General features: G+C 62.1%; 19 protein-coding genes. 7 read left to right on the top strand and 12 right to left on the bottom strand.

From position 1 onward, the window contains the following. Positions 1 to 45 precede the first annotated feature (45 nt). The 8 genes from IPM84_10080 to IPM84_10045 form a co-directional block, all read right to left on the bottom strand. Entirely contained in the window at positions 46 to 1287 is a 1242-nt protein-coding gene (locus tag IPM84_10080; GenBank protein ID MBK9093114.1) for a S1 RNA-binding domain-containing protein, read from the bottom strand. Between the two features lie 158 nt (positions 1288 to 1445). After that, entirely contained in the window at positions 1446 to 4457 is a 3012-nt protein-coding gene (locus tag IPM84_10075; GenBank protein MBK9093113.1) for a preprotein translocase subunit SecA, read from the bottom strand. 220 nt (positions 4458 to 4677) lie between these two features. Then, positions 4678 to 5775 carry a ribose-phosphate pyrophosphokinase gene (locus tag IPM84_10070; protein MBK9093112.1) on the bottom strand — a complete coding sequence of 366 codons (1098 nt, stop codon included), beginning with the start codon at positions 5773 to 5775 and terminating at the stop codon, positions 4678 to 4680. Between the two features lie 79 nt (positions 5776 to 5854). Then, on the bottom strand, positions 5855 to 6865 hold the full coding sequence (gene meaB, locus IPM84_10065; protein ID MBK9093111.1) for a methylmalonyl Co-A mutase-associated GTPase MeaB: 1011 nt from the start codon (positions 6863 to 6865) through the stop codon (positions 5855 to 5857). A gap of 2 nt (positions 6866 to 6867) precedes the next feature. Then, positions 6868 to 7278 (bottom strand): cobalamin B12-binding domain-containing protein, encoded by a 411-nt coding sequence (locus IPM84_10060; protein ID MBK9093110.1) that lies wholly within the window; start codon positions 7276 to 7278, stop codon positions 6868 to 6870. A gap of 63 nt (positions 7279 to 7341) precedes the next feature. Next, positions 7342 to 9030: a methylmalonyl-CoA mutase family protein gene (locus IPM84_10055; GenBank protein ID MBK9093109.1), complete on the bottom strand. Its 1689-nt coding sequence runs from the start codon at positions 9028 to 9030 to the stop codon at positions 7342 to 7344. A gap of 223 nt (positions 9031 to 9253) precedes the next feature. After that, the gene (locus IPM84_10050) at positions 9254 to 10519 is read right to left on the bottom strand and encodes an aconitase X catalytic domain-containing protein (GenBank protein MBK9093108.1); all 1266 of its coding nucleotides are present in this window, start codon (positions 10517 to 10519) and stop codon (positions 9254 to 9256) included. 81 nt (positions 10520 to 10600) lie between these two features. After that, on the bottom strand, positions 10601 to 10786 hold the full coding sequence (locus IPM84_10045) for a hypothetical protein (protein ID MBK9093107.1): 186 nt from the start codon (positions 10784 to 10786) through the stop codon (positions 10601 to 10603). A 237-nt stretch (positions 10787 to 11023) separates the two neighbouring features. Between IPM84_10045 and IPM84_10040 the strand changes: the two genes are divergently transcribed. Further along, positions 11024 to 11944 carry an FAD-dependent oxidoreductase gene (locus IPM84_10040; GenBank protein MBK9093106.1) on the top strand — a complete coding sequence of 307 codons (921 nt, stop codon included), beginning with the start codon at positions 11024 to 11026 and terminating at the stop codon, positions 11942 to 11944. Between the two features lie 23 nt (positions 11945 to 11967). Here the strand turns inward: IPM84_10040 and IPM84_10035 are convergent, their stop codons facing one another. Both IPM84_10035 and aspS read right to left on the bottom strand, forming a co-directional pair. After that, a complete protein-coding gene (locus IPM84_10035; GenBank protein ID MBK9093105.1) occupies positions 11968 to 12417 on the bottom strand; it encodes a GNAT family N-acetyltransferase in 450 nt (149 codons plus the stop codon). A gap of 56 nt (positions 12418 to 12473) precedes the next feature. Next, positions 12474 to 14279 (bottom strand): aspartate--tRNA ligase, encoded by a 1806-nt coding sequence (aspS, locus tag IPM84_10030; GenBank protein ID MBK9093104.1) that lies wholly within the window; start codon positions 14277 to 14279, stop codon positions 12474 to 12476. Between the two features lie 173 nt (positions 14280 to 14452). Between aspS and IPM84_10025 the strand changes: the two genes are divergently transcribed. Beyond that, the gene (locus IPM84_10025; GenBank protein ID MBK9093103.1) at positions 14453 to 15202 is read left to right on the top strand and encodes a glycerophosphodiester phosphodiesterase; all 750 of its coding nucleotides are present in this window, start codon (positions 14453 to 14455) and stop codon (positions 15200 to 15202) included. Between the two features lie 6 nt (positions 15203 to 15208). Here the strand turns inward: IPM84_10025 and IPM84_10020 are convergent, their stop codons facing one another. After that, positions 15209 to 15844, bottom strand: coding sequence for a hypothetical protein (locus IPM84_10020; GenBank protein ID MBK9093102.1), 636 nt, complete (start codon positions 15842 to 15844; stop codon positions 15209 to 15211). Then, complete coding sequence (locus IPM84_10015) at positions 15841 to 17970, bottom strand: thioredoxin domain-containing protein (GenBank protein ID MBK9093101.1); 2130 nt, start codon at positions 17968 to 17970, stop codon at positions 15841 to 15843. The genes IPM84_10020 and IPM84_10015 overlap by 4 nt, the downstream gene beginning before the upstream one ends. A 297-nt stretch (positions 17971 to 18267) precedes the next feature. Between IPM84_10015 and IPM84_10010 the strand changes: the two genes are divergently transcribed. From IPM84_10010 to IPM84_09990, 5 genes are all read left to right on the top strand, one after another. After that, on the top strand, positions 18268 to 19185 hold the full coding sequence (locus tag IPM84_10010) for a hypothetical protein (protein MBK9093100.1): 918 nt from the start codon (positions 18268 to 18270) through the stop codon (positions 19183 to 19185). Next, positions 19127 to 19984 (top strand): hypothetical protein, encoded by an 858-nt coding sequence (locus IPM84_10005; GenBank protein MBK9093099.1) that lies wholly within the window; start codon positions 19127 to 19129, stop codon positions 19982 to 19984. The genes IPM84_10010 and IPM84_10005 overlap by 59 nt, the downstream gene beginning before the upstream one ends. 532 nt (positions 19985 to 20516) lie before the next feature. Continuing rightward, complete coding sequence (locus IPM84_10000; GenBank protein MBK9093098.1) at positions 20517 to 21770, top strand: Glu/Leu/Phe/Val dehydrogenase; 1254 nt, start codon at positions 20517 to 20519, stop codon at positions 21768 to 21770. 214 nt (positions 21771 to 21984) lie between these two features. Next, entirely contained in the window at positions 21985 to 24306 is a 2322-nt protein-coding gene (locus tag IPM84_09995) for a PEP/pyruvate-binding domain-containing protein (protein MBK9093097.1), read from the top strand. A gap of 177 nt (positions 24307 to 24483) precedes the next feature. Continuing rightward, the gene (locus tag IPM84_09990) at positions 24484 to 25383 is read left to right on the top strand and encodes a DUF1385 domain-containing protein (GenBank protein MBK9093096.1); all 900 of its coding nucleotides are present in this window, start codon (positions 24484 to 24486) and stop codon (positions 25381 to 25383) included. Positions 25384 to 25392 lie beyond the last annotated feature (9 nt).

Here is a 25392-nt window from a genome sequence, read left to right as displayed (position 1 = left end):
TGCCAGGCTTATGCCACCTGACAGGTTTGCTCGCGGCCGATGGGTCTAGTTTTCAGTCTCGAGACTGTCTTCGGTGGTGACTTGCTCGTCATCCATTTCAGCCAGTTGCTCGCGCCAGTCCATTTCCGTGTATTCTTCCTCGGGCGCTTGCTTGAGGCTGAGGCCGATGCGCCGGCGTTGGGGGTCAATGCGAATGATCCGCAGTCTCATGCGCTGGCCCTCGCGCAAGATGTCGCGCGCATGGCCGACGCGTTTGTCGGAGAGTTCCGATAGATGGATCAAGCCTTCGATGCCGTCATCCAGGCGGGCGAAGGCGCCGAAGTTTGTCAGCTTGGTGACCGTCGCGTCCACCAGTTGCCCCACCGCGTAGCGCTCATGCACCACGCTCCAGGGTTCTGGTTGCAAGCGGCGCAGGCTCAGGCCGATGCGCCGGCGATCCATGTCCACATTGAGAACGTAAGCTTCGACCCGCTGCCCCACCTTCAAGGCCTCGCCGGGATGATTGATATGACCCCAGGTGATCTCCGATAGATGCACCAGGCCATCGGCGCCGCCCAAATCAATGAAGGCGCCGAAATCGGACATACTGGTGACGATGCCGCTGCATTTATCACCCTTTTTCAATTCAGACAGCAGGCGTTCTTTGGCCTGCTTACGCCAATCGCGATTGGCCTGGCGTTCAGACAGGATCAGTCGGTTGCGTTTTTGATCCAGTTCAACGACCTTGAGCCTGAGTTTCTTGCCGACCAGGTCGGCCAGGCGTGCTTCCAGGTTATCGCTGGCGCTCTCCTGGGACATGGCTTGCACGGAAACCAATTGCGATGTGGGGACGAAGCCGCGCAGCCGGCCAACTTTGATGGTGACACCACCGCGGTTGAAACCTGCAACCAGACCTTCGAACACTTCCTGGCTCTTCAACAGCTCTTCAGCCTTGAGCCAATCGCGTTCTTGCTGGGCACGGCTAAACGACAAGACCACATGACCTTCTTCATCCTCTGGGCGAACGACGTAGACCAAAATCTCATCGCCAACGGTGAGCTGGGCAAGCGCTTCCTTGCCCACGCGTTCCAGTTCGCGATCAGAAATGATTCCTTCGGACTTGGCGCCAATGTCTACGAGAATCTCGGTTGGCGACATACGGACGATAATTCCCTTGCGCACGGAGCCACTCGACAGCGGCTCAAACCCAAACGAACTATCCATCAACTCGGCCATTGGATTAACGTTTTCGGCCTGTGGCACCTCCTGTTCGGCAGTCAACGTGGGCGATAAATCGAGGTTTTCCATCCTAACTTGCGACATCTCCTCTTTGGTGGGTGAGAACTATTATAATGGATGTAGCGCCGAAACGCAAGAACGTTCGCCAGGTGGTACAGCGTGAAATAAAACTTCCGAAGTCTGGGAGACTTCGGAAGTTTGGGTCTGCAGGAGTGGCTGGCCGACGACTAGCGTCTCGCCCGTTTGACCGGCGCGGCCGGTCGCGCCTTCACCGCCGCTGGCGCCGGCGCCGGCGGGCCGCCTGGCGTTGCGCCGCTTTCGTGGTCGCTTGCCATGTGACATTGCTTGTACTTCTTGCCACTGCCGCACCAGCACGGATCGTTGCGGCCGATCGTGCTGCCGCTGCGCCGCACAGGGCGGGCTTCACCCTCCTGGCGGTTGGTCTGCAGTTGTTGCACCCGCCGCACCGGTTCGGGCCTGGCTTGCTGCACGTGGAAAATGGCGCGCACGATGTCGTGCTGAATGTCCGCCATCAACCCCTGGTACATCTCGAACGCCTCTTTCTTATAGGCGAGGAGTGGCTCAACCTGGGCAAAGGCGCGCAAGCCAATGCCTTCGCGCAATTGGTCCAGGTCGGTCAGGTGCCGCTGCCAGCGATGATCTACAACGCTCAGCATGACATGGCGTTCCGCGTGACGCATCCACTCGGCGCCCAGTTCGGCCTCTTTGGCGTCATACGTCTGCTCGGCTAACTCACACAGGCGGTCGGTCAGCTCATCTGGCGCCATTGCCTGCCAGTCCGCCGCAGTATCCGGCACAGGCATGATGCCGATCACCGTTTGATGCAGTGCGGTGATGTCCCAGTCCGCAGGATCCTGTCCTGACGTAAACGACTTGACAACTGCTGTTAGATCGTTTTCGACCATGCCGAGGATGGTGGGGCGCATCGTGGACTTGGTCAGAATCTGCCGGCGCTGATCGTAGATGATCTCGCGCTGCTTGTTGACCACATCATCGTATTCGAGCACATGCTTGCGAATGTCGAAGTTGAAACCTTCCACGCGCACCTGGGCGTTGGCGATGGTCTTGCTCACCAGGTTGTGCTCGATCGGCATGTCATCTTCGACGCCCAGCCGATTCATCAGGCTGGCTACATTCTCCCCGCCAAAGCGACGCATCAGATCATCGCTCAGCGAAAGATAAAAGCGCGAGGACCCCGGGTCGCCCTGGCGGGCCGCACGCCCTCGCAACTGATTGTCAATGCGCCGCGCCTCATGACGTTCGGTGCCGATCACGTGCAGACCGCCCAACTCCCATACCACTTGCCGATTCCGCTTGACTTCCGCCTCGGCTTCCGCCAGCGCTTGTTCCCACATGCCCGGCTCCAGGTTGATCAGATCATGGCCTTGCTTGCGCAGATGGTCGCGTGCCATGCCTTCAGCATTGCCGCCCAGCAGAATGTCAACCCCGCGACCGGCCATGTTGGTGGCAATGGTCACATTGCCCGGGCGCCCGGCCTGCGCAATGATGATGGCTTCGCGCTCATGCTGCTTGGCGTTGAGCACGCTGTGCGGCACACCATGGCGCTTGAGCATGGACGCCAGCATTTCCGAGGTTTCGATGGCAACCGTGCCCACCAGGACCGGCCGTCCTTGCTTGTGCATCTCGGCCACATCTTTCACCACGGCCCTGAACTTGGCTTCCTGGTTCTTGTAGATCAGGTCGGGTGAGTCCAAGCGCTTGAAATAGCGATCGCCGGTGGCGGGGGCCTCGTAGGTGACCAAGTCCGCGCCACCGACTTTTTCGGTTCGGGTGGTCAATTCGCCCTGCTTGGCGCGATATTCGATGTTTGTAGGGATCATCGTCACATCGAGCTGATAAATCTTGGAGAATTCCTCTGCTTCCGTCGCCGCTGTACCGGTCATACCGGCCAGCTTATGGTACATGCGGAAGAAATTCTGGAAGGTGATCGTCGCCAGGGTCAGGCTCTCACGCTGCACGCGCACCCCTTCTTTGCCTTCGATCGCCTGGTGCGGGCCCTCTGAGAATCGCCGCCCATGCATCAAGCGCCCGGTGAACTCATCCACAATGATGACTTCGCCATCCTTGACGATGTAGTCGCGGTCAACGCTGTACAGCACATGCGCACGCAGGGCGTTGTCCAGGTAGGGCGTTTTTTCGAAATGCTCGGCCGAGTACAGGTTGTCAATTCCCAGCCAGCCCTCGATCTTGTTGACGCCTTCTTCGGTCAGGGTGACCACGCGCTCTTTTTCTTCAACCAGGTAATCTTCGTTGAGACGCAAGCGTTTCACCAGCCCGGCAAAGATGCGGTACAGGTCGGACGACTCTTGCGCCTGGCCGGAGATGATCAGCGGCGTGCGCGCTTCGTCAATCAGGATATTATCCACCTCGTCTACGATGGCAAAGTGCAGTTCGTTCTGCGCGGCTTCTTCGCTGGCGAAGATCATGTTGTCGCGCAGATAATCAAAGCCAAACTCGTTGTTCGTGCCATAGGTGACATCAGCCTCGTAGGCTGCGCGCCGGCTGACCGGTCGCAAGAACTGATAGCGATCATCGGCCGACTGAAATGTATGGTCATAGACGAAGGAACCCAGGTCAGGGTTGGCCGCGGCCGACTGAATGACGCCCACGCTGACGCCGAGCAGACTATAAACAGGGCCCATCCATTGGGCGCCGATCTTTGACAGATAATCGTTGGGCGTCACCAGGTGGGCGCCGTGCCTGGCCAGCGCGTTGAGATACAGCGGCAGCGTGGCCACCAGCGTCTTGCCTTCGCCGGTGCGCATCTCGGCGATCTTGCCCTGGTGCAGCACGATACCGCCGATCAGTTGCACATCATAGTGACGCAGGCCGATCGTGCGCCGGGCCGCTTCGCGCACCGCCGCAAACGCGGTCGGCAGGATGGCATCCAGCACCTCGCGTTCGCCAGCCTTCACCGCCTTCACCGCTGCCTCCCATTCGGCACGGAGACCCTGCTGCGCGCTGGTATCGGTTTCCTGCAGATACGCCTCGCGCGCCTCCGCTGCCTCTTGGGCCAGGGCCGCGGTCTCGGCTGCCACCCGGCGACGGAATTCCTCCGTCTGGCCGCGCAAGTCAGCGTCGCTGCGCGCCTTCATCTCGTTTTCGAGTTGATTGATCTCGTCAATGATGGGCTGCAGGCTCCGCACCTCGCGTTCGTTCGGATCGCCCATCACCCTCGTCAGTAGTTTCTTGAACATCTCAGCGTTTTTTCCTCAGTCCCCAATAAATTTGCCAGGCCATGACAGATTGCAGGCGGGCACGAATTGCCCACGTTTCCTCAGGCGGACAAGCGAAGCCTGTTCCCGCCCGCAGTATAGCATAACAACAGCGCAGGGGATAGGAACGATCATACCCATTGCGCTGTTGTGCTCGTTTGTTGGGACGTCAGGCGCCCCCGTGACGGCTCGCGGGTCGCGCTCAGGCGATGCCGCTGTCTGGCAGGTTGTGATCCAGCGCATCCCATTTGTCGAACAGGGCGCCGACAGATTCACCGTTATGCGTGCGCAGAATGACATCGGCCAGCATTTCGGCCACCGAAACCACCACCAACTTGCAACCGATGATTTCAGACTTCTCAGACGGAATGGCAACCGTATCGGCCACCACCACCTGCTTGAAGACCGAATCGCGCAGGTTGACCGCAGCAGCATCAGATAAAACGGCATGGGTAGCGCAGGCATAGACTTCAATGGCGCCTCTGTTAGGAAGAAAGGCGCCAGCCTTGCACAATGTTCCTGCGGTGTCAATCTCATCGTCCACAACGATGACGTTTTTGTTCTCCACATCGCCGATCAACTCGAACATCTCGGTCTGTTTGCCATCGAGAGAACGCCGTTTTTCGATCACGGCCAGCGGCACAGCGAACCGATCCTGAATCTCAGGATCAGATGTGGTGACGCTGCCGGTGGCGGCAAAGCACAGCTTTTGAGAAAGCCGTTCGGCGAAGTTGCGCGCCCGGCGCACGCCGCCCACGTCCGGTGAGACGACAACCAGGTTGGGAATCTGCAGGCGCGCGAAATGATCCACCAACGGATAGAGCGCGGTCAGCTCATCGGTTGGAATCGTGAAGAAGCCCTGAATCTGGCCGGCGTGCAAATCCACCGTCACAAAACGATCGGCGCCGGCCACGGTAATCAGATCCGCTACCAGCCTCGCCGTAATCGGCACGCGGGGCTGATCCTTCTTGTCGGTGCGCCCATAGCCGTAGAAGGGCAGCACCGCCGTGATGCGACCGGCTGAATCGCGGCGCAGCGTGTCCAGAAAGATCAACAGCTCCATCACGTTGTCATTGGTGGGCGCGGAGGTAGATTGGATGAGGAAGACATCTTTGCCGCGCACGCTTTCGTCGAGTTTACAAAAGGTGTTCCCATTGGCGAACTTAGTAATCTCGGCTTGGCCCAGCCTGAAATCGGGGGCCTCCTTGAGTCGCAGGAAGCGACAGATGGCGTTAGCGAGCGGGGGACTGGCGCTGCCCGAAAAGACGGCCATTTTGCCGTACATGCTCAGTCCGGCCATGGCGCCGTTCGTCCTTTGGTTGCTAATAAAATGGACATGGTGGGTCTTAGCTCCCTTGCTTGCATAGGGCCGTGCGCCATCAGGCGAGCGCGGCCAGCAACTGCTCGGCCGCGGTGTACGGGTCGAGCACGCGGCGCGCGATCTGGTCAACAAGTTCTTGCAGCGATCCCTGCGGGATGAGTTGGGCCAGTTTCTGCAGCAGGCGCCGGCGCACAATGCTTTCCAATTCGCTGGCAGCCCGCACACGCTCACGCGCGCCCCACAGGTCACTCTGGATCAGGAAGGCGCGATGCTGTTCCACTGCGGCCACCAGTTCGAGGATCCCCTGGTCCTGCAGAGCAACAGTCTTGATGATGGGCGGCTCCCAGGCCACGGCGCGCTGCCTGCTCGGCGTTTCGATGGTCAGCAACTGGCCGTGGTGTGAAATGCCACGCACCTCTTCCGGGGCGATGCCGAGCATCATCCTCAACGCCATCACCGTGCGGTCGGAGCCTTCGCGATCCGCCTTGTTCACCGCGAAGACATCGGCGATTTCGAGCACCCCCGCCTTGATGGCCTGCACTTCATCGCCCATGCCCGGCGCCTCCACCACGATGGTGGTGTGCGCGGTGCTGGCAATTTCCACCTCAGCCTGACCAACCCCAACCGTCTCCACCAACACACGCTCGAAGCCGGCCGCGTCCAGCGCGAGGATGACATCGGCCGTGGCGCGGGCCAGGCCGCCCAGGCTGCCGCGCGTCGCCATGGAGCGGATGAAGATACCGGGATCGCCGCTCAGGTCGCGCATGCGCACGCGGTCGCCCAACAGCGCGCCGCCGGTGAACGGGCTGGTGGGGTCAACCGCCACGATACCCACGGTTTTGCCTTGCTGACGGTAAACCTTAGCCACGGCGTTGACCAGGGTGCTCTTGCCCGTACCGGGCGAGCCGGTTACACCGATGACGGTCGCCTGGCCGGTGAACGGGTAGAGGCGCGTCAGCAGCTCATGGGCGGCCGCGCCGCCGGTTTCGATCAGGGTGATGGTACGCGCCAGCGCGCGGCGGTTGCCCTGGCACAGTTGCGCGACAAGCTCAGTGGGCGATTGGTTCATGATTACGCCGGAGCCGCAGCCCTTACCTGCTGATGGATGAAATCAACGATGTGCTGAGTTGGGGTGCCGGGGCCAAAAACGCCCTTGACGCCCATCTTTTTGAGGCTTTCTACATCTTCGTCCGGAATGATGCCGCCCATCAGCACGACAACATCGTCGAGGCCGTTCTGCTGCATCTCTTGCATGATTTTGGGGGCCAGGGCCATATGCGCGCCGGAGAGAATGGAGAGACCAATCACGTCCACATCCTCTTGCAGCGCGGCTTCTACGATCATCTGCGGGGTCTGCCGAATCCCGGTGTAGATCACCTCGAATCCGGCATCGCGCAGCGCCCTTGCCACCACTTTGGCCCCACGGTCATGACCGTCCAGGCCTGGCTTGGCCACTAAGACACGAATCTTACGTTCGCTCATAACCCCTCTTTTCTCCTTTTTTTGTGCTGGCGACACGCGCCAGCAGCCGTTGCCGTTCAGAAATTAGAAAAACACCGGTTCGTGATAAATGCCGAGCACCTCGCGCAATACGTCGCACATTTCGCCCAGGGTGGCATAGGCCTTGACCGCTTCGATGATCGGCTCCATCAGGTTGACCGTGGGCGCACGCGCGGCAGCGGCCAGACGGCGCAGCGCGTGCTGGGTGGCCTGGTTGTCGCGCCCGCTGCGCACCGCGTGCAGGCGCTGCAGCTGGCGTTCATAGCCCTGCGGATCCATCTCCAAAATGGGGATGGCTGGCGTTTCCTTGTTGGCGAATTCGTTGACGCCCACGATCGTGCGGCGGTGGCTGTCAATTTCTTGCTGATAGCGGTAGGCCGCCTCGGCAATCTCACGCTGCATGAAGCCGCCTTCGAGCGCAGGGATGACGCCGCCCAGGGCCTCGATGCGCTTGAGGTAGTGCAGGGTCGCGGCTTCGGTCTCGTTGGTCAGGGCTTCGACGAAGAACGAACCGGCCAGGGGATCAATCGTGTGGGCGACGCCGCTCTCGTGCGCGATGACCTGCTGCGTGCGCAGGGCAATGGTGACCGCTTTGGCGCTGGGCAAGGCCAGCGCTTCATCCATCGAGTTGGTGTGCAGCGATTGCGTGCCGCCGAGCACCGCGGCCAGGGCTTGAATGGCGACGCGCACGATGTTGTTCTCCGGCTGCTGCGCGGTCAGGCTGACGCCGGCCGTTTGGGTATGAAAGCGCAGCATCCACGAGCGCGGGTCCTGCGCGCCGTATTTTTCGCGCAGGATGCGCGCCCAGATGCGGCGGCCGGCCCGGTACTTGGCAATTTCTTCGAAAAAGTCGTTGTGCGCATTGAAGAAGAAAGACAAACGCGGGGCAAAATCGTCCACCTTCATGCCACGAGCCACACAGGCATCCACGTAGGCCAACCCGTCGGCCAGGGTGAACGCAAGCTCCTGCACAGCCGTGCTGCCGGCCTCGCGGATGTGATAGCCTGAAATGCTAACGGTGTTCCACAGCGGCATCTGCTGCGTGCCAAATTCGATGGTGTCCACCACCAGGCGCATGGAGTGATCGGGCGGGAAGAGGAATTCCTTCTGCGCGATGAACTCCTTGAGGATATCGTTTTGCAGGGTGCCGCGTAATTGCTGGCGTTGGTAGCCCTGCTTCTCAGCCGCCACGATGTACATGGCCCAGATGATGGCCGCCGGGCTGTTGATGGTCATCGAAGTGCTGACTTCGCCCAGCGGAATCCCAGCGAAGAGGATTTCCATGTCGGCCAGGGAGCTGATGGCCACCCCGCATTTGCCGAATTCGCCCAGGGCTTCGGGCGCGTCGGAGTCATAGCCATAGAGCGTGGGCATGTCGAAGGCCACCGAAAGGCCCATGTTGCCCTGGCTCAGGAGGTACTTGTAACGGGCGTTGGTCTCCTCGGCTGTGCCGAAGCCAGAGAACATGCGCATGGTCCACACGCGGCCGCGATGCATGGTGGGGTAGACGCCGCGGGTAAAGGGATATTCTCCCGGCAGCCCCAAATCCTGGCCGTAGTCCATGCCGGCCACATCCAGCGGTGTGTACAGGCGGCCGATCGGCACACTCGACGCGGTGATGAACTCAGGCTGGCGCTCCGGTGTTTGCGCCAGCGTTTGCTGCAGGGTGGTCTCTTCCCACTGCTCCACAGCCTCCCGGATGTTGGTCAGGCTGACTCGGTCGTACAGTTCCATTACCTCTCCTCCATCGCCTCTCCTTCATCGCCTCTCCGTTGCCTCCAGTTATTCTATACTGCAAGCGGAATAGACTTCACTCTTTCGCCTAAGGAAACAGGCGCCATTCGTGCCCGCTTGCAGTATACAACGCGGTGCGTCATCGCCGTGCGTCACTCATTCATTGTACCCGAAGAGAGCGCCGCGCGCCAGTTGGATCACCATCCTGGAATGGCTGCCCCGGTCAGAGCGCGGCCGGCCACAGGCCACTCAGCGCGGCCTCAATGCACTGTTCCAGCTCGCCAAAACGCATGGTGACGCCGCTGTGCGCCGGGGCATAGCAGGCCATCTTGCCCGCGTTGGTCGCCATGCTCTTGATGCCCAGTTGCTTGATGGGCGCTACCACCGCGCAGGTGTCGGCCACCACCAGGCCGCCGGCCGCCTCGATGTCATGCACCCAGCCGGCCACCTCGGCGTGCTGGCGAATCGAGCGCCCGGTTGTCACCCACAACTGGGTGGCCAATTTCTGGCCGCGCACCGCCTGCGCCACAGCCTGGATTTCGCTCAGGCTGGCATGGGGGCAGCCGATCGTCACCAGGTCAATGGTGGACACCTCCGGGTTGGCGTCCATGACCGCGTAGGCCGGCGCCAGGCTTTCCACGCGCAGGCGGCGGGCGTCAGGTCGGATCAAGGTCTCGCCCAGGGCCGCGGCTTCCGGCGTGTAGCCGGCGATATGATAGAGTGCCACGGCGCCGTAACCGGCCAGGGCCGCGCCCAGGGTCTTGAGGCGATCGGCGGCGGCGCCGCCGGCGGTCACATCGGCCGGCAGCGGCGGCAGCCAGGCGCCCAGGTCGCTGAACCAGAGACAGCCGTTGCCCACCTCTTTGCCAACGAGATAGCCCAGGGCGCCAAAATCGGCAATCGAGCGTACCGGGCAGGCCACTTCGATCACCCAGTTGGCTTGGCGCCCCTGGTCGAGGTGATAGCCATAGCGGGCCGTGCGCCCCACAATGGCGGCCGCCAGCGCACTGGGGCCACCCTCGCGGTTGGTGCGCAGCGCCAGGATCGAGCTGCCAAAGGCCACCGCGCTCGATTCGGCCCAGGCCACGTGATCACCCCTCTGCAGGCCCGCTTCGGGGAGGAGATAGGGCACACAGGTCAAGGTCTGCTGGACGCCGAGTTTACTGAACGCGCCGATCGCTTCCAACTGGGGTTTGGCAAAAGCCTCGGCGACGCCCATCTCCTGCCAGCGCGCCTCTTCCATGCCCATGGGGTTAAGCATGGTGGGTACACGCACGCGCGCACCCTCCGCCGCCCATGCGCTGAGAAAGGCGACGCCGGCGTCGCCAATGTTTTTGTAACTGACGCCGGCAATCTGGGCATGCGTAATGGGCGCCAAATCAGGCGCACCGTAGATGCGGCCCAGGGTAGCCACAATTTCCATCGCGCGCTGCACACCAGGGCCAAACGCCCCGTTGAGCATCGCTTGTTCTTCGTCATTCAAATACAGGTTGGTCATCGTGTGTGCTTTCTGCGCTGGCAGGCGCTGTCGGTCCCCGCGGTTGCCTGGGCGGACGCGGGCCGGGCTACCCTAGCGGCTGCGGTTGAGGAGGTGATCGAGCAGCAAGAAGATGACGACGGCAAAGATCAGGATCATGGCGGCAAAGCCAACGGGGGTCAACGGGACAAAGAAGACGATGCGTACTTTTTGCCAGATGACAAAGAGGGCAATGCCCAGCGCGAGGGCGAAAAGCAGGGAGCGCGAACGTAAGTTCATGGTGATCCTCCAGGTGAGCTAGGTGCAACCCTATCTTAGCACCGGGAATCCGAAAGCGACAAACTGATGCACGTCATAGTTTGGCTTGCCCTGGTTCACTAGACTGTGTATCATCCTCTTGGCGTTTGGCTGCGTGGGCGCCAGCCAGGCGATCTGGGCGGAATAGACCAGCGGCGACCCACTGCACGGTATAGACATGTTCGATTGACACTCCCGCGCACTGGTGGAGGTACGACGGTGTACGATCTAATCATTATCGGCGGCGGGCCGGCGGGCCTGGCGGCTGCGGTTTATGCCCTGCGCCAGCATCTCAAGTTGCTGCTCATTGGCGACCAAATGGGTGGGCGCGTCGGCTGGCGCCTGGATGTGCCGTGGCTGGAGAATCGTCATAGCATCAGCGGCGAAGAAGTGGTGCGCACCCTCAAGGCCGAACTGCAGCTGCGCCATCTGCCGCGCGTGCTGGACCGGGCGATACAGATAGACGCGCTCGAGGATCATTATCGGGTGCGCACAGCCACCGGCGAATTTACAACGCGGGCGTTGTTGCTGTCCACCGGAGCCTCTCCCCAGCGCATGGGGGTGCCCGGTGAAGAAACGTTCTACCTGCGCGGGTTGTCGTACTCAGCCATTACCTATGCGTCCGCGATGTTGGACAAGACGGTGGCCGTGATTGGCGATGGGCCGCTGGCGCTGCGCAGCGCCGCGGAGCTGGCGCGTGCGGCCGCGCGCGTCTACCTGGTGGCCGGCGATCCTGCCTGCCGGGCGACTGCCTGGGGACAATGGCTGGCCGCGTTGCCCCATCTCACCTGGCTGCTCGACTACCAGGTGGAGGCCATCTACGGTGACGATTATGTCGAAGCCCTGGCCGTACGCGGCCCCGCCGGCCTGCAGACCCTGAAGGTGAACTGCATCTTCGTGGAAATTGGCCTGCAGGCCAACGCGGGCCTGGTGACGGAGCTTGTTGACTGCGACGCCCAGGGCCATGTCAGGGTGGACAATCGCAATCGCACCAGCCGGCCCGGCATCTTTGCTGCCGGTGATGTAACCGATGTGCATGCCGAGCAGGTGCTCATTGCGATCGGCGAAGGCGCCAAAGCCGCGTTGAGCGTTTCGGAGTATTTGGCAACGTGGGAGTCAGGCGCAGGTTTGCACCGGTAGAGGGCGGGCCTTACCTGCATCTCTTACGCTTCCGGGCGTTCACGCTTACTGACGTAGGTGATGTCGGCATGACGGGTGTAGCCGGCGGCCGCGAAGATGGCAAAAGAGGCATCGTTCCAGTTCTCGATCAGCGCGCTCCAGACTTCGATGCCCAGGCTGGCGAACCAAGCTTCGCACGCGGCAATCAAGCGCCGGCCCAGGCCATGACGGCGATAGGTCGGCGCCACGGCCAGACGATTGATGTAACCCCGGCGGCTGTCGTGGGTTGCCAGCACCACGCCCACCAACGCCGGCCCTTGCCACAGCCCGATGGCGCGTTGAACCTGGCCGGCCGCCTGCTGGGCAAATGCTGCACGGCTGTCGCGGCCGGTGGGGCGAATGTGCAGACCGGCCAGTTCCCACAGGGCCAGGAGCTGATCATAATCGGCCGCGGTCAGCGGCCGCTCAGCCAGGGTATCGAAGTTCGTTGTCATGCTCCAGGGGCGCACCCTTGCGGTCGCCCACGCGGGCAGGCGCAAGGCCATGCCCGCTAATCGTTGACGATGCGCAGGTGCAACTCCGCCAACTGGGCCTCGGCAATGGCCGACGGCGCCCCGAAAAGCAAATCGCCGGCCGCAGCCGTCTTGGGAAACGCGATCACTTCGCGGATGTTGCCGGCGCCGGCAAAGAGCGCCACCAGTCGCGCCATGCCCAGGGCAATGCCCCCGTGCGGCGGCGCGCCAAACTCGAAGGCGTCGAGCAGTTGGCTGAACTGCAGTTGCTGCGTCTCCTCGTCAATGCCCAAGCGCGTGAACAGGCGGTTTTGCAGATCCCGGCGGTGGATGCGGATGCTGCCGCCGCCCACTTCCCAGCCGTTCAGGATGATATCATAGGCTTGGGCGCGCACGCTGCCCGGATCTGACTCCAGGCGCGGCCAATCCTCATCGAGCGCGGCGGTAAACGGGTGATGCACGGCCGTCCAGCGTGCCTCTTCGGCGCTGAACTCCAGCAAGGGAAAATCGGTGACCCAGCAGAAAGCAAAGACGTTGTCGGCCAGCAGCCCCAGGCGCCGGCCCATTTCCAGGCGTAGATTGCTGAGCGCCTGCGCCACCACGGCCGGTGCGGCCGCCACCACCAGCACCAGGTCGCCGGGTCGGGCGCCGGTTTGCTGCAGCAGGCCGTCGAACTCGGCCTGGCTCAGGAATTTGGCAAACGATGAGCGCACGCTGCCCAGTTCAGGCGCGATGCCCTCAGGCAGCGCCAGCCAGGCCAGGCCTTGCGCACCGTAACGCTTGACCTGCTCGGTCAGCTCATCCAACTGTTTGCGCGAGTAGCCGGCGCAGCCCGGCACACAGATCGCCTTGACCTCGCCCCCGCCGGCCACCGCGTTCTTGAAGACGCTGAAGGCGCTGTCGGCGAACAGGTGGCCCAGGTTGCACAACTCCAGACCAAAGCGCAGATCAGGGCGGTCGTTGCCAAAGCGTGCCATCGCCTCGGCGTAGGTCAGGCGCGGGAAGGGCATCTGCTGGATGCGCTTCCCGGTGATGCTGGCCTCGCCGGGCTGCGCCACGCTGTGTACCAGGTGAATCAGCATCGCTTCGATCAGCCCCATCACGTCGTCGCGATCTACGAACGACATTTCCAGGTCGAGCTGGGTAAACTCTGGCTGACGGTCGGCGCGCAGGTCTTCGTCACGGAAGCAGCGGGCAATCTGGAAGTAGCGCTCGAAGCCGGCCACCATCAGCAGTTGCTTGAGCTGCTGCGGCGACTGCGGCAGCGCGTAGAATTCACCGGGATGGACGCGGCTGGGCACCACATAGTCACGCGCGCCCTCCGGCGTGGACTTGATCAGAATGGGGGTCTCGATTTCCATGAACTGGCGCTCGTGCAGGAAGCTGCGGATGGTGCGCACGATGCGGTCGTAGAGAATGAGGTTGCGCTGCAAGGTGGCCCGCCGCAGGTCAAGGTAGCGGTACTTCAGGCGCACCACTTCGTCTACCGCGCTCTCCTCGTTGATGTAAAAGGGTGGAGTCTTGGCCGTGTTGAGCACGATCACCTCGTCGGCGATTACTTCGATGTCGCCTGTTGCCATGTTGGCATTGCGCAATTCGGCCGGCCGCGCGGCCACCGTGCCTTTGATCTGCAGGACAAACTCCACGCGCGTCTGACTGGCACTGGCGTGTGCGGCCGCGGTGCGGTCAGCGTTGATCGTCACCTGCACCAGGCCACTGCGGTCGCGCAGGTCAAGAAAAATCAGGCCGCCGTGATCACGGCGGCGGTGCAACCACCCGGCCAGGGTGACGGTCTGGCCGGCGTCGGTCAAGCGAAGATCGCCACAACGGTGCGATTTGAGCATGGTCTCTGTCCTTTGTATTCTGCAACTTGTGAGTCACGGCCGCTGCGACGCCTGCCGTGCTGTGTTGGCTGACATTATACGCAAGTGGGGCGATGTCTCAAGTTGACGCAGCGCGCTCATCAGCTTTTGGCAAAACGACAAACCTGCGGTATCTTTTGTGTAAGGAGAGGACGATGCGACACGATGGGACGCGAACATTGAATTTTGCCCACCGGGGCGCGCGGCAGGCGGCGCCCGAAAATACCCTGGCCGCGTTTGGCCGGGCCGTTGACCTGGGCGCGGACGGCATCGAGCTGGATACGCTGCTCAGCCAGGATGGGGCGCTGGTGGTATGTCACAACTTCGATGTGGATGAAACCAGCAACGGCAGTGGCCGCGTCCACGATCTACCGCTGGCTGCGCTGCGTGAGCTGGATTTTGGCGGCTGGTTCGATCCCGCGTTTGCCGGCACGCAGATTCCGACGCTGGATGAAGTGTTCGATCTGGTGGGGAGCCGTGTGCTGGTCAATGTCGAGATGAAGACGCTCAGCCTGCGCTCTGACGGCCTGGAGGCCGCACTGGCGGGTCTGGTGCGCCAGCGCAACCTGTACGATCAGGTGATCGTGTCGTCGTTCAATCCTTTCGCGCTGATCCGCCTGCGCCGCCTTGATCCACGCATCGAAACCGGCCTGCTCTATTCCACCGACCTGCCGTTTTACCTGCGCCGGCCCTGGCTGCTCCCCTGGGTGCGGCCGCAGGCCCTACACCCTGAGCACGTCTTGGTGGATGCGGGCTACATGGCCTGGGCGCGGGGCCGCGGCTATGGCGTCAACGTGTGGACGGTGAACGAAGAGGCGGACATGCGCCGTCTGCTGGCGCTGGGCGTGACCAGCATCATCACCGATGTGCCTGACCGCCTGCGGCGCGTGCAAGCCGGGCGCTAACCCGGATTACACGCTCGATTCCCGATACGTGATGGGCACGCCGTCGTGAGCGCCATCCGCGCGGCGCACCCCGCGCGTGCCCAGGCTGGGGATGGGCGCTAGCAGCAGGCTGACCGCCTGGCCATTTTCCGCAAAACCCAGGTCGCTGAGCAGACCGAGCGTCACGCCGGTCAGGCCGGCGGCCTCGCACGCGACGCGGAAACAACCCCAGCGCGCGGCCACGGCCAGCGCTTCGGCCAGCAGGTCGTGACCAACCTCGCCCGCTTCGCCATCGGCAATAGCCATATCTGCGATCCACAGTTCCGGCGTGAGCCAGTTGGCGCGCGGGCGTAACGCGCCCAGCAGGACGCCCACTACCTGATCCTGTCGTTCGGCGACGCGTGCCAGCGCGCTGGCCTGGCCCAGCCATTCGCGGTAAATGGCTGCCACGGCCGGGACCTGGTCAGGCGTCGGCCTGGGCCGGCCAGTCTGGGCCAGCAGGGTCATCATCCCGACGATGTCCTGCTCGGCCGCCGGCCGGATGAGCAGCGGGGCCGGGGCATCCTCCATCTCAGCCTCCATTGCAGCCCCCATCGCAGCCGCGGTCAGGACATGCAAATCTGGTTGCTCGCTCAATTTTCCGCGCAGTGACTGTCGTTTCATGGCTGACGTTCCTTTCTCGCTGGCGCCTGGCGGGTGAGCTGCTGGCGCAGGGCGCTGGCGGTGTTCACCGGCAGTTGACAGGTGTGGTTTTCGCACACGTAGGCGGTGGCCTGACCGCCCACCTGGTCGCGGCCGGCGAGCATGGGGATCAAGGCACGGGCGGCGCGATCATCGGCCGGGGCCACGGCCACCAGGGTGTTGGGCAGATAGGTCCGCCAGACTTCGGTGAGCAGGGCCTGGGTGTCTGGCGCAGAAGCGGCGCCGATGATGGCGATTTCGGCCGGGGGAGCCAGGTAGGAATCAAGCACGCACAGCAGGCGGCTAAACGCGCCGGGCGCCTGCATCATACCTTCGTGTAGAAGTTGCAGCACCGCGACTCCGTGGCGCTCATACGTCTCGTGACCCAACAAACGTCCCAGGTGCAGCAGCACCCCGGCGGCACTGGCATTGGCCGACGGCATGGCGTTGTCCACCACCTCCTTGGGGCGAGCGATGAGGGTTTCATGGTCATCGCTGGTGCTGAAGAAGGCGCCCAGGTCGGCATCCCAGAAATGCTGAAGCATGAGGTCGGCCAGGGTCTGTGCTTCATGCAGCCAACGCAGGTCGAAGGTGGCCTGATAGAGAGCCAGCAAGCCTTCGGCCAGCAGCGCGTAATCTTCCAGATAGGCGCTGAGTTTGGCCTGACCATCCCTGTAGGTGCGCAGCAGGCGGCCGTTTTGCGGATCGCGCAGGCGGCTGAGCAGGAAGGTGGCCGCGGCCAGGGCCACCTGGCGATAGTCGTCGCGTCCCAGGATGCGCGCGGCATCGGCAAAGGTCGCCAGCATCAGTCCGTTCCAGGAGGTCAGCACCTTGTCGTCGAGACCCGGCGCCACTCGCTGCTGGCGGGCGGCGAAGAGCTGCGCGCGCCCGCGTTCGATCACGGCTGCCAGGTGCTCCGGCGTGATCCCGGCCTGGCTGGCAACCACAGCCAGTGGTTTCTCGACGTGCAGGATGTTCGTCATCTCGAAGTTGCCGCGCGCCGTCACATCGTAATAGCGGCCAAACAGCTCCGCGTCCTTCTGGCCCAACAGGTCGCGTACTTCGGCCTGGGTCCAGACAAAAAACTTGCCCTCCTCGCCCTCGCTATCGGCGTCCTGCGCGGTGTAGAAACCGCCCTCCGGGCTCGTCATCTCGCGCAGCACGTAGGCCAGGATTTCTTCGGTGATCTGGCGATAAAGAGGCTTACCGGTGATCTGAAAGGCCAGGGCGTACACGCGTGCCAACTGGGCGTTGTCGTAGAGCATCTTCTCGAAGTGGGGCACCAGCCAGTGGTCATCGGTGGCGTAGCGATGAAAACCGCCGCCAAGCTGATCGTAGATGCCGCCGCGTGCCATGTGCTCCAGGGTCTGTTCGGCCATCGTCAGGGCGTTGGGCTGACCGCTGCGGGCATGATAGCGCAGGAGGAATTCCAGGGCCATCGAGGGTGGGAACTTGGGCGCCTGGCCGAAGCCGGCGTCGCGCGTATCGAAACGGGCGGCCAAGTCCTGGTAGGCGTGATCGAGCACCTGGGGGGTTAGCGCCGCGCTGGAGGGCTGCACGAGCGTGGCCTGGCGCAGCATCTGACGAATTTGTTCAGCGTTGCGCTGAATGTCCTGGGGACGACGCTGGTACGCGGCGGCCAGGTTCAGCAGGAGTTGGCGAAAGCTGGGCATACCGTAGCGTGGGGCCGGCGGGAAGTAGGTGCCAGCATAGAACGGCACACCGTCGGGCGCCAAGAACAGGGTCATGGGCCAGCCACCGCTGCCGGTCATGGCCTGCACCGCGTCCATGTAGATCGCGTCCAGGTCGGGGCGTTCTTCGCGGTCCACCTTGATGTTGATGAAATGGCGGTTCATCAGCGCGGCCGTGTCGGGGTCCTCGAACGATTCATGCGCCATGACGTGGCACCAGTGACAGGTGCTATAACCGATGCTCAGGAGAATCGGTTTGTTTTCGTCTCGGGCGCGGGTCAGGGCTTCCTCGCCCCAGGGATACCAGTCCACCGGGTTGTGCGCATGCTGGCGCAGATAGGGACTGGTTTCGCTGCTCAGCCGGTTGCTGAACAGTGGTTCGCTGCCAACGTGCTGGACGGTCCGCTGTGATGTCATCCTTGCTTTTCCAACGAGTGAGATAACGAGTGAGATATTGAGGCGTTATTGTACCACAGCCACACGGCGGCGGCAACGGAGGGCCGTATACCTCTGTGATCTCAATTTTAGGTTTTGCCTCCCCTTCTGGTAAACTAGGAGTAACAATCGCGATCACGTCGCTTCATCATTGTGCCGCCGCTCCCCGACAGCGGATGAATGCAAGGCCGGCCATCCTGGACACCTGCGCCAGCAGGTTGAGTGCAGTGTTTTGCATCTGCTGGTACGGGTCTGTTGGCCTTTTCAGAGGAGGCACGCATGCTGGAAAAGATCAATCTCAGCAAAGAACTCAAGCGCAAAGAATGGAAAGAACTGCGACGCCCGCTTCAGCATCGTCTGTATGAGCTGGCGCAAGCAGCATTCGACACCGGGATACCAACCATCGTCGTTTTCGAAGGATGGGATGCTTCGGGCAAGGGCACCAGCATCAATTTATTGACCCAGCGGCTCGACCCGCGCGGATTCAAGGTGTGGCCGGTGCGCGCGCCGCGCACCCATGAACAGGCCCACCCCTGGTTGTGGCGCTTTTGGAACAAATTGCCCAACCGCGGCCAGATTGCCATCTTCGACCGCAGTTGGTATGGCCGTGTGTTGGTGGAGCGGGTGGATCGCCTGACGCCTGAAAGCGAATGGCGCAAGGCTTACCGGGACATTGTGGATTTCGAGCGCACCCTGGCCGATGACGGTCACATCCTGGTGAAGTTCTGGATGCATATCAGCAAGAAGGAGCAGCGGCGGCGCTTCAAGGCCCTGGAGAAGGACCCGCTGCAAAGCTGGCATGTGCAGCCGGAAGACTGGGAGCATCATCACCAGTATGACAAGTATCTGTTGGCGGTGGAAGAGATGCTGGAGCATACGGAGACCGAGTGGGCGCCCTGGACGATCATCGAGGCGACTGATCAGTATCACACCTGGTGGCGTGTTTTCACCGAGGTGGCCGATGCGCTGGCCCGGGGGCTGAAGCTGCGGGGCATTGACCCCGAGTCGGTGATTTCACCGCTGGCGGCCGCAGGCACGGAGTCAACGACAGATTCGCCGATGGCGGTGAAGACGGCGGCTGAAGAGGCGGCCACGGCCGATGTGGGCACGCCGGGCATTACACGGATGACAGACAACGATGGCGACGCGCCGAACGGCGACGCGCTGGCGCAGGACGACGATGACGACGTTGATTGAGCAACAGGGAAACCACGGAGGTGCAGCCATGTCTTCGATTCTATCACAGGTAGATCTGACACTCAGTTTGAGCGAGGATGAATACGTGGAACAGGTGGTGCGCTACCAGGTTGCCCTGAGCCAACTGGGCTACCAGGTTTATGTGCAAAAGCGCCCGGTCGTCATGGTCTTCGAAGGCTGGGACGCGGCGGGCAAGGGCGGGGTGATCAAGCGCATCACGGAGAAGCTCGATCCCCGCGGCTATGCGGTGTACTCGATTGCCGCGCCGCAAGGCGAGGACAAAACGCATCATTATCTATGGCGTTTTTGGCGCCGTTTGCCGGAGCGGGGGCAGACCGCCATTTTCGACCGCAGTTGGTATGGCCGGGTGATGGTGGAACGGATCGAGGGCTTTTGCCAGGAGGCCGATTGGAAGCGGGCTTATCGCGAAATCAACCAGTTCGAGCGCCAACTCGTGGACTTCGGCGCCATCATCTTCAAGTTCTGGGTTCATATCAGCCCGGAAGAGCAACTCAAGCGCTTCGATGAGCGCGCGGGCACGCCGTACAAGGTGTGGAAGCTGACGGAGGAGGATTGGCGCAACCGCGATAAGTGGAATCGTTACGAGGAAGCCGTGGATGAGATGCTGCTCAAGACCAGCACCCTGTCCGCGCCGTGGACGATCGTCGAAGGGAACAACAAATGGTGGTCGCGCGTCAGGGTTTTACGCACGGTGGTTGACAGCCTGGTGCGCGAGTTGAACTATACGCCCGACATTCTCAAGGTCAAGGGCGCGAAGAAGGGTTCGAAGAAGAAATAGGAGCGCATGCCGGCCGGCGCCGCGTGGCGACATGACTTATATCATTGGCACGCCGCGCGGCCCCGTGCTATAATTTGCCTGCAAGCAGATGCCGTGCGGTGGCGCGTGAAACCACCCGAATGGCTTGTCGAGGCCTGTCGAGGCATGTCAAGGCCTGTCAATGAAGCCAAGGCCCGTGAACGTTGCGAGGTGTGTTTTGCAGGATACCCTCATTGGGCGTCGCTTGAACGCAAGCGGCGCTGCTTTCCATCTTGTGGACTGGCCGACTCTTTCCTCCTGCGGCCTGCCGCTTGGGCTACCCAGGCCCAAGCGGACCTCTTTTTTTCGCTCCTCTCGCTGGCAGCACGTCCGACGGCTTTCACTTCTTGTTGACGCGTACCCCAATGAACCCTCGCCACCGCGACCGATATCTGATTCACTGTGATTGTTGCGCACGGTTGTGCGCATTGCGCACGGTTGTGCGCACCGCTTGCCCCGCACCATCCGGGTGAGGCGAGTTCATCTTTGTACAACGATGTATGAGGAACAACGTATGGATAACAACAAGCCCAACCCCTTCGAGATTGCACAGCGCCAACTCGACGAAGCCGCCGCGATTCTGAAACTCGATCCGGCGGTGCATGAACTTCTGCGCTGGCCGCTCCGCGAATTGCATGTCACCCTGCCAGTCAAGATGGATGATGGCATCACCAAGATCTTTCACGGTTTTCGCGTGCAATACAACGATGCACGCGGGCCGACGAAGGGCGGTCTTCGCTTCCACCCTGAGGAGACCATTGACACGGTGCGTGCCCTGGCCGCGTGGATGACCTGGAAGACGGCCGTGGTAGATATTCCGCTGGGCGGCGCCAGGGGCGGCGTCATCTGCAATCCCAGGGAGATGTCGGCCGGCGAACTGGAGCGCCTGAGCCGCGCCTATATCCGCCAGGTGGGCCGCATTATTGGACTCGAAAAGGACGTGCCCGCGCCGGATGTCTACACGACACCGCAAATCATGGCGTGGATGGTAGACGAGTTCTCATTCATGCAGGGCTACAATGAGTTTGGCGTCATCACCGGCAAGCCGCTGGCCCTGGGTGGCTCGGCGGGCCGCGGTGACGCGACCGCACGCGGTGGCATCTTCACCTTGCGTGAGGCCGGCAAGGTGCTGGGCATTGACCTCAAGGGCGCCACAACGGCGGTCCAAGGCTATGGCAACGCCGGCTCCTTCGGCCACAAGCTGGGCGAGGAACTGCTCGGCCTCAAGATCGTGGCCGTCTCGGACTCGCGCGGCGGCATCTACAGCAGCCAGGGCCTTGATTACGGGAAGGTGATGGCCTTCAAGCAGGAGACCGGCTCTGTGGTGGGCTTCCCCGGCACCGACAAGCTGACCAACGAAGAGCTGCTCGAACTCGATGTGACCGTGCTCATGCCCTCCGCGCTTGAGAACGTCATCACCGAGGCGAACGCGGCCAACATCCGCGCCAAGATCAGCGTCGAGCTGGCCAATGGCCCCACGACACCGGAAGCCGATCGCATTCTGCACGACCGTGGCGTCTACGTCATCCCGGACTTCCTGTGCAATGCCGGCGGCGTCACCGTCTCCTATTTCGAGATGGTGCAGAACGCGTATGACTACTACTGGGATGAGGACCTGGTGCATGAGCGCCTCGACCGCAAGATGACGACCGCGTTCCATGCGGTGCATAAGATGGCGCAGGAGCGTGGCGTCCACAACCGGCTGGCGGCCTACCTGGTAGCCGTCAATCGTGTGGCTGAGGCTGTCCGTCTGCGCGGCTGGGCGTAGGGAGGAGCCTCACCTCAACCCCCGGCCCCTTCTCCTCTCCGCTGGGCGCAGAGGAGAAGGGGGGGAGAGGGGCCACCTCCCGGCCCTTCTCCTCTCGCTGGCGCAGACCTCACCTCAGGGCCCGCGCCCCGGGGGAAACAATTTCACATCAGGGGGTGTGCCGATGCACCCCTTTCTCGTTTTCCACAGATGCTTGTGAGCAGGCAAAAAAACGATGCCAGAACTGCCATCAGATGCACCTCCGATCTTAGAAGTCTATCTGCAGTTGTCGCAATATCCGATTTTGGCGCGGCAGATCCGGCGGCGTATGCGCGAGGAGATCTATCGGCGCGGCATTACCACCTCTGAAAAATTCGAAAATGAGGCCCGCGACAAGGCTATCAAATCGCAGCGCCGCGAAGGCATGATGAACCCGCTGAGCGAAGAGGATGCCGATCAGTGGGAACAGCGGCTGCAGCACATTCGCAATTATCTGACCGATTTCTACTTCGCCTATAACCTGCCGTTCGACCTTTTGCAGCGCCTGATTGACGAGGCGATCGCGCAGCGCCTGCCCGGCGGCGACAGCAGCACGCGTTTGACCTTCAACCCGGAGTTGGCGCCGCTCGATTTCCTGTTGCGCAAGGCGCAGCAGTACGAAAACTTGCCGCCGGAGAAACTGGAGCAGGTGAGCCACCACCTGGAAGAGGTCATTGTCGTGCTCACCAAGACGATGATCAGCGACCAGTTGAGCTTTGTACACCTGGCCAAGGCCTGGTTCACCGCGGCTGACTTTCGCTACATCCAGGCGCGGCGCATTGGGGGAGGCAAAATTGGGGGCAAAGCCGCGGGCATGCTGCTGGCATGGAAAATTCTGCAGACTGCTGCCCCGCACCTGGCGCGCCAAGTGCAGATTCCGCGCTCCTACTTTATCGGCGCGGATGTGTTCTATGACTTCCTGTCGCTCAACGACATCGAGTACATCAACCAAAAGTACAAGACAGCCGAGGAAATTGCCGCGGACTACCCGGTGATCGAGCATGCCTATGCACAGGCTCATTTGCCCGAAGCGGTTACTGCGCACCTGAGCGATATTCTGCGTGAGGTGGGCAAGCGGCCGCTCATTGTGCGATCTTCCAGCCTGTTGGAGGACAACTTTGGCACGTCGTTTGCCGGCAAGTATCACAGCTACTTTTGCCCCAACCAGGGCACGGCCGAGGAAAACCTGGCTGCGCTCACCCTGGCGATCCGCCGCGTCTATGCCAGTGCGCATAATCCCGACGCGTTGCTCTATCGCCGGCGCATGGGCCTGCTCGACTATGATGAGCGCATGGCGATTCTGCTGCAAGAGGTGCAGGGCCAGGCCTACCGTGACTATTTCTTCCCGGCGGCGGCCGGTGTCGCGTTCAGTTTTGCCCCCATCGTTTGGAACCCGCGCCTGCGCCGCGAAGAAGGCTTCGTGCGCCTGGTCATGGGCCTGGGCACGCGGGCCGTCGAACGCGTGGGTGAGGACTACCCGCGCCTGGTGACGCTCAGCCATCCCTTGCTGCGGCCTGAAGTCTCCCCCAGCGCCATCCGCCGCTACTCGCAGCGCCTGGTGGATGTCATTGATCTCAAGAAGAACGAACTGACCACGCTGCCGCTGCGCCAGGTCATTGATTGGCAGTATCCGCCCCTGCGCTGGCTGGCTTCGGCCGACAAGGGCGACACGCTGCTGCCGATCTTCTCGCTTGGCCCTGAGCTGGCCTCCGAACGACTGGTGCCGACGTTCGACAACCTGCTGCAGCGCACAAGTTTTGTGCCGCTCATCAAAGAGGTGTTGGCCACCCTGGAACAGCACTACGGCGCGCCGGTGGACATGGAGTTTGCGCTCAGCTTCATACCCGGCGCCAAGCAGCCAGAAATTGCCTTTCACCTGTTGCAGTGTCGCCCGCAAAGCACGATGAACGGCGAAGTGATCAGCGCGGCGCCTGCAGACCTGAATGAGGCCGATCGCTTCTTGCTGGCCCACCGCATGGCGCCCAAAGGCCGCGTGCCCAAGATCGAGTATGTTATCTTTGTGGACCCCACTGCCTACGGGAATCTGCGCCAGCCTACCCAACAACTTGAGGTGGCGCGCTGTGTCGGGCGTTTGAACCGGGCGCTGGCGAAACACCCTTTCATGTTGATCGGGCCAGGGCGTTGGGGTTCGGCCAATCTCGACTTGGGCGTGCCGGTGACCTATGCGGATATTTTCAACGCCAGGGCGCTCGTCGAAATGGCCGTGGCGCATCGGGGCATCACGCCGGAGCCGTCCTACGGCACCCACTTCTTTCAGGACCTGGTCGAGTCGCGCATCTACCCGTTGGCGCTTTACCCGGATGACGGCCGCGATTGGTTGAATCAGGCTTTCCTGAACCAGGCGCCGAATCAGTTGGTCGCCCTGACGCCCCAGGATGCCGCCCTGGCCGGCTGTGTCAAGGTCATTCACATCCCGACAGCGCGCGACGGACAGGTGATGGAGCTGCGCATGGATGGCAAGCTGGGCGTGGCCTATTTCACCCGCGCCACGGAATAAGGGCCGGCCATCGTCCCGGCGCAGGGTAGACAGCACGCGCCTCGTTGCTTTGACGGGCTGCACTTCATCGGGTAAAATCTCCACACCAGATTGTGTCAATCCCCCCATCTGGCGTGTGCGTAGATTTTTGATCGAGGTGTTAGATTGAGTAAATTTTACTACGGCGGGCAGGCGGTCATGGAAGGGGTGATGATGCGCGGACGCCAGCGCATGGTCGTTGCTGTGCGTAACCCCAGCGGTGAGATCGTGATACACGAAGAGCCGTTGACGGCTCGCATCTATACCAGTTCGTGGGGCCAATGGCCGTTCGTGCGCGGCCTTTCATTGCTCTGGGATACCCTGGGCCTGGGCATGCGCGCGCTCATGTGGTCGGCTGACGTGGCCATGAGCGAAGAGGAACAGAAGATCGAGTTCAGCGGCCCCGTGGCCTGGACCACGGTGGCTTTCTCCCTGTTGGTTTCCATCGGCCTCTTCTTCCTCTTGCCGACATCCATCGCCCATTTTCTGGAACGCTGGTTCCCCGGGCAGCTCGCCAGCGCCGCCATCGAGGGTGTTGTGCGTCTGGGGCTATTCGTGGCCTATTTGTGGGTCATCGGTCTTATGCCAGACATCCGCCGGGTCTTCATGTACCACGGCGCCGAGCACAAGACGATCAACGCGTACGAGGCCGGCGTTGCCCTGACCCCGTCCGAAGTACGCAAGTTCACGGTGCAGCATCCGCGCTGTGGCACCAGTTTCCTGTTCATCGTGGTGGCGCTCTCGATTGTGCTCTTCGCGCCGTTCCATTTCGACCAGTGGTATCTGCGCCTGGCCTCGCGCCTGCTGCTGATTCCGGTCCTGGCCGGGATCGCGTATGAATTCATTCGCTACACCGCCAGTCATCTCGATAATCGCCTGGTACGCGCGCTCATTCAGCCCGGCCTGTGGCTGCAAGGGCTGACCACGCGCGAGCCGGATGACTCGATGCTGGCCTGCGCCATCGCCGCCCTGGTTCCGGTGCTGGCTGCCGATGGCATTCAGGTTGAAATGCCGGCCAGGACGGCGCCCGCAGCGATGCCGGCGCCGCTGGCCGCGTAAGCGATAAGT

It is taken from the genome of Candidatus Amarolinea dominans, from assembly GCA_016719785.1.
Classification (GTDB): domain Bacteria; phylum Chloroflexota; class Anaerolineae; order SSC4; family Amarolineaceae; genus Amarolinea; species Amarolinea dominans.
The sequence above is the reverse complement of the archived record's forward strand: the minus strand, read 5'-3'. Positions and strand labels throughout refer to the sequence as shown.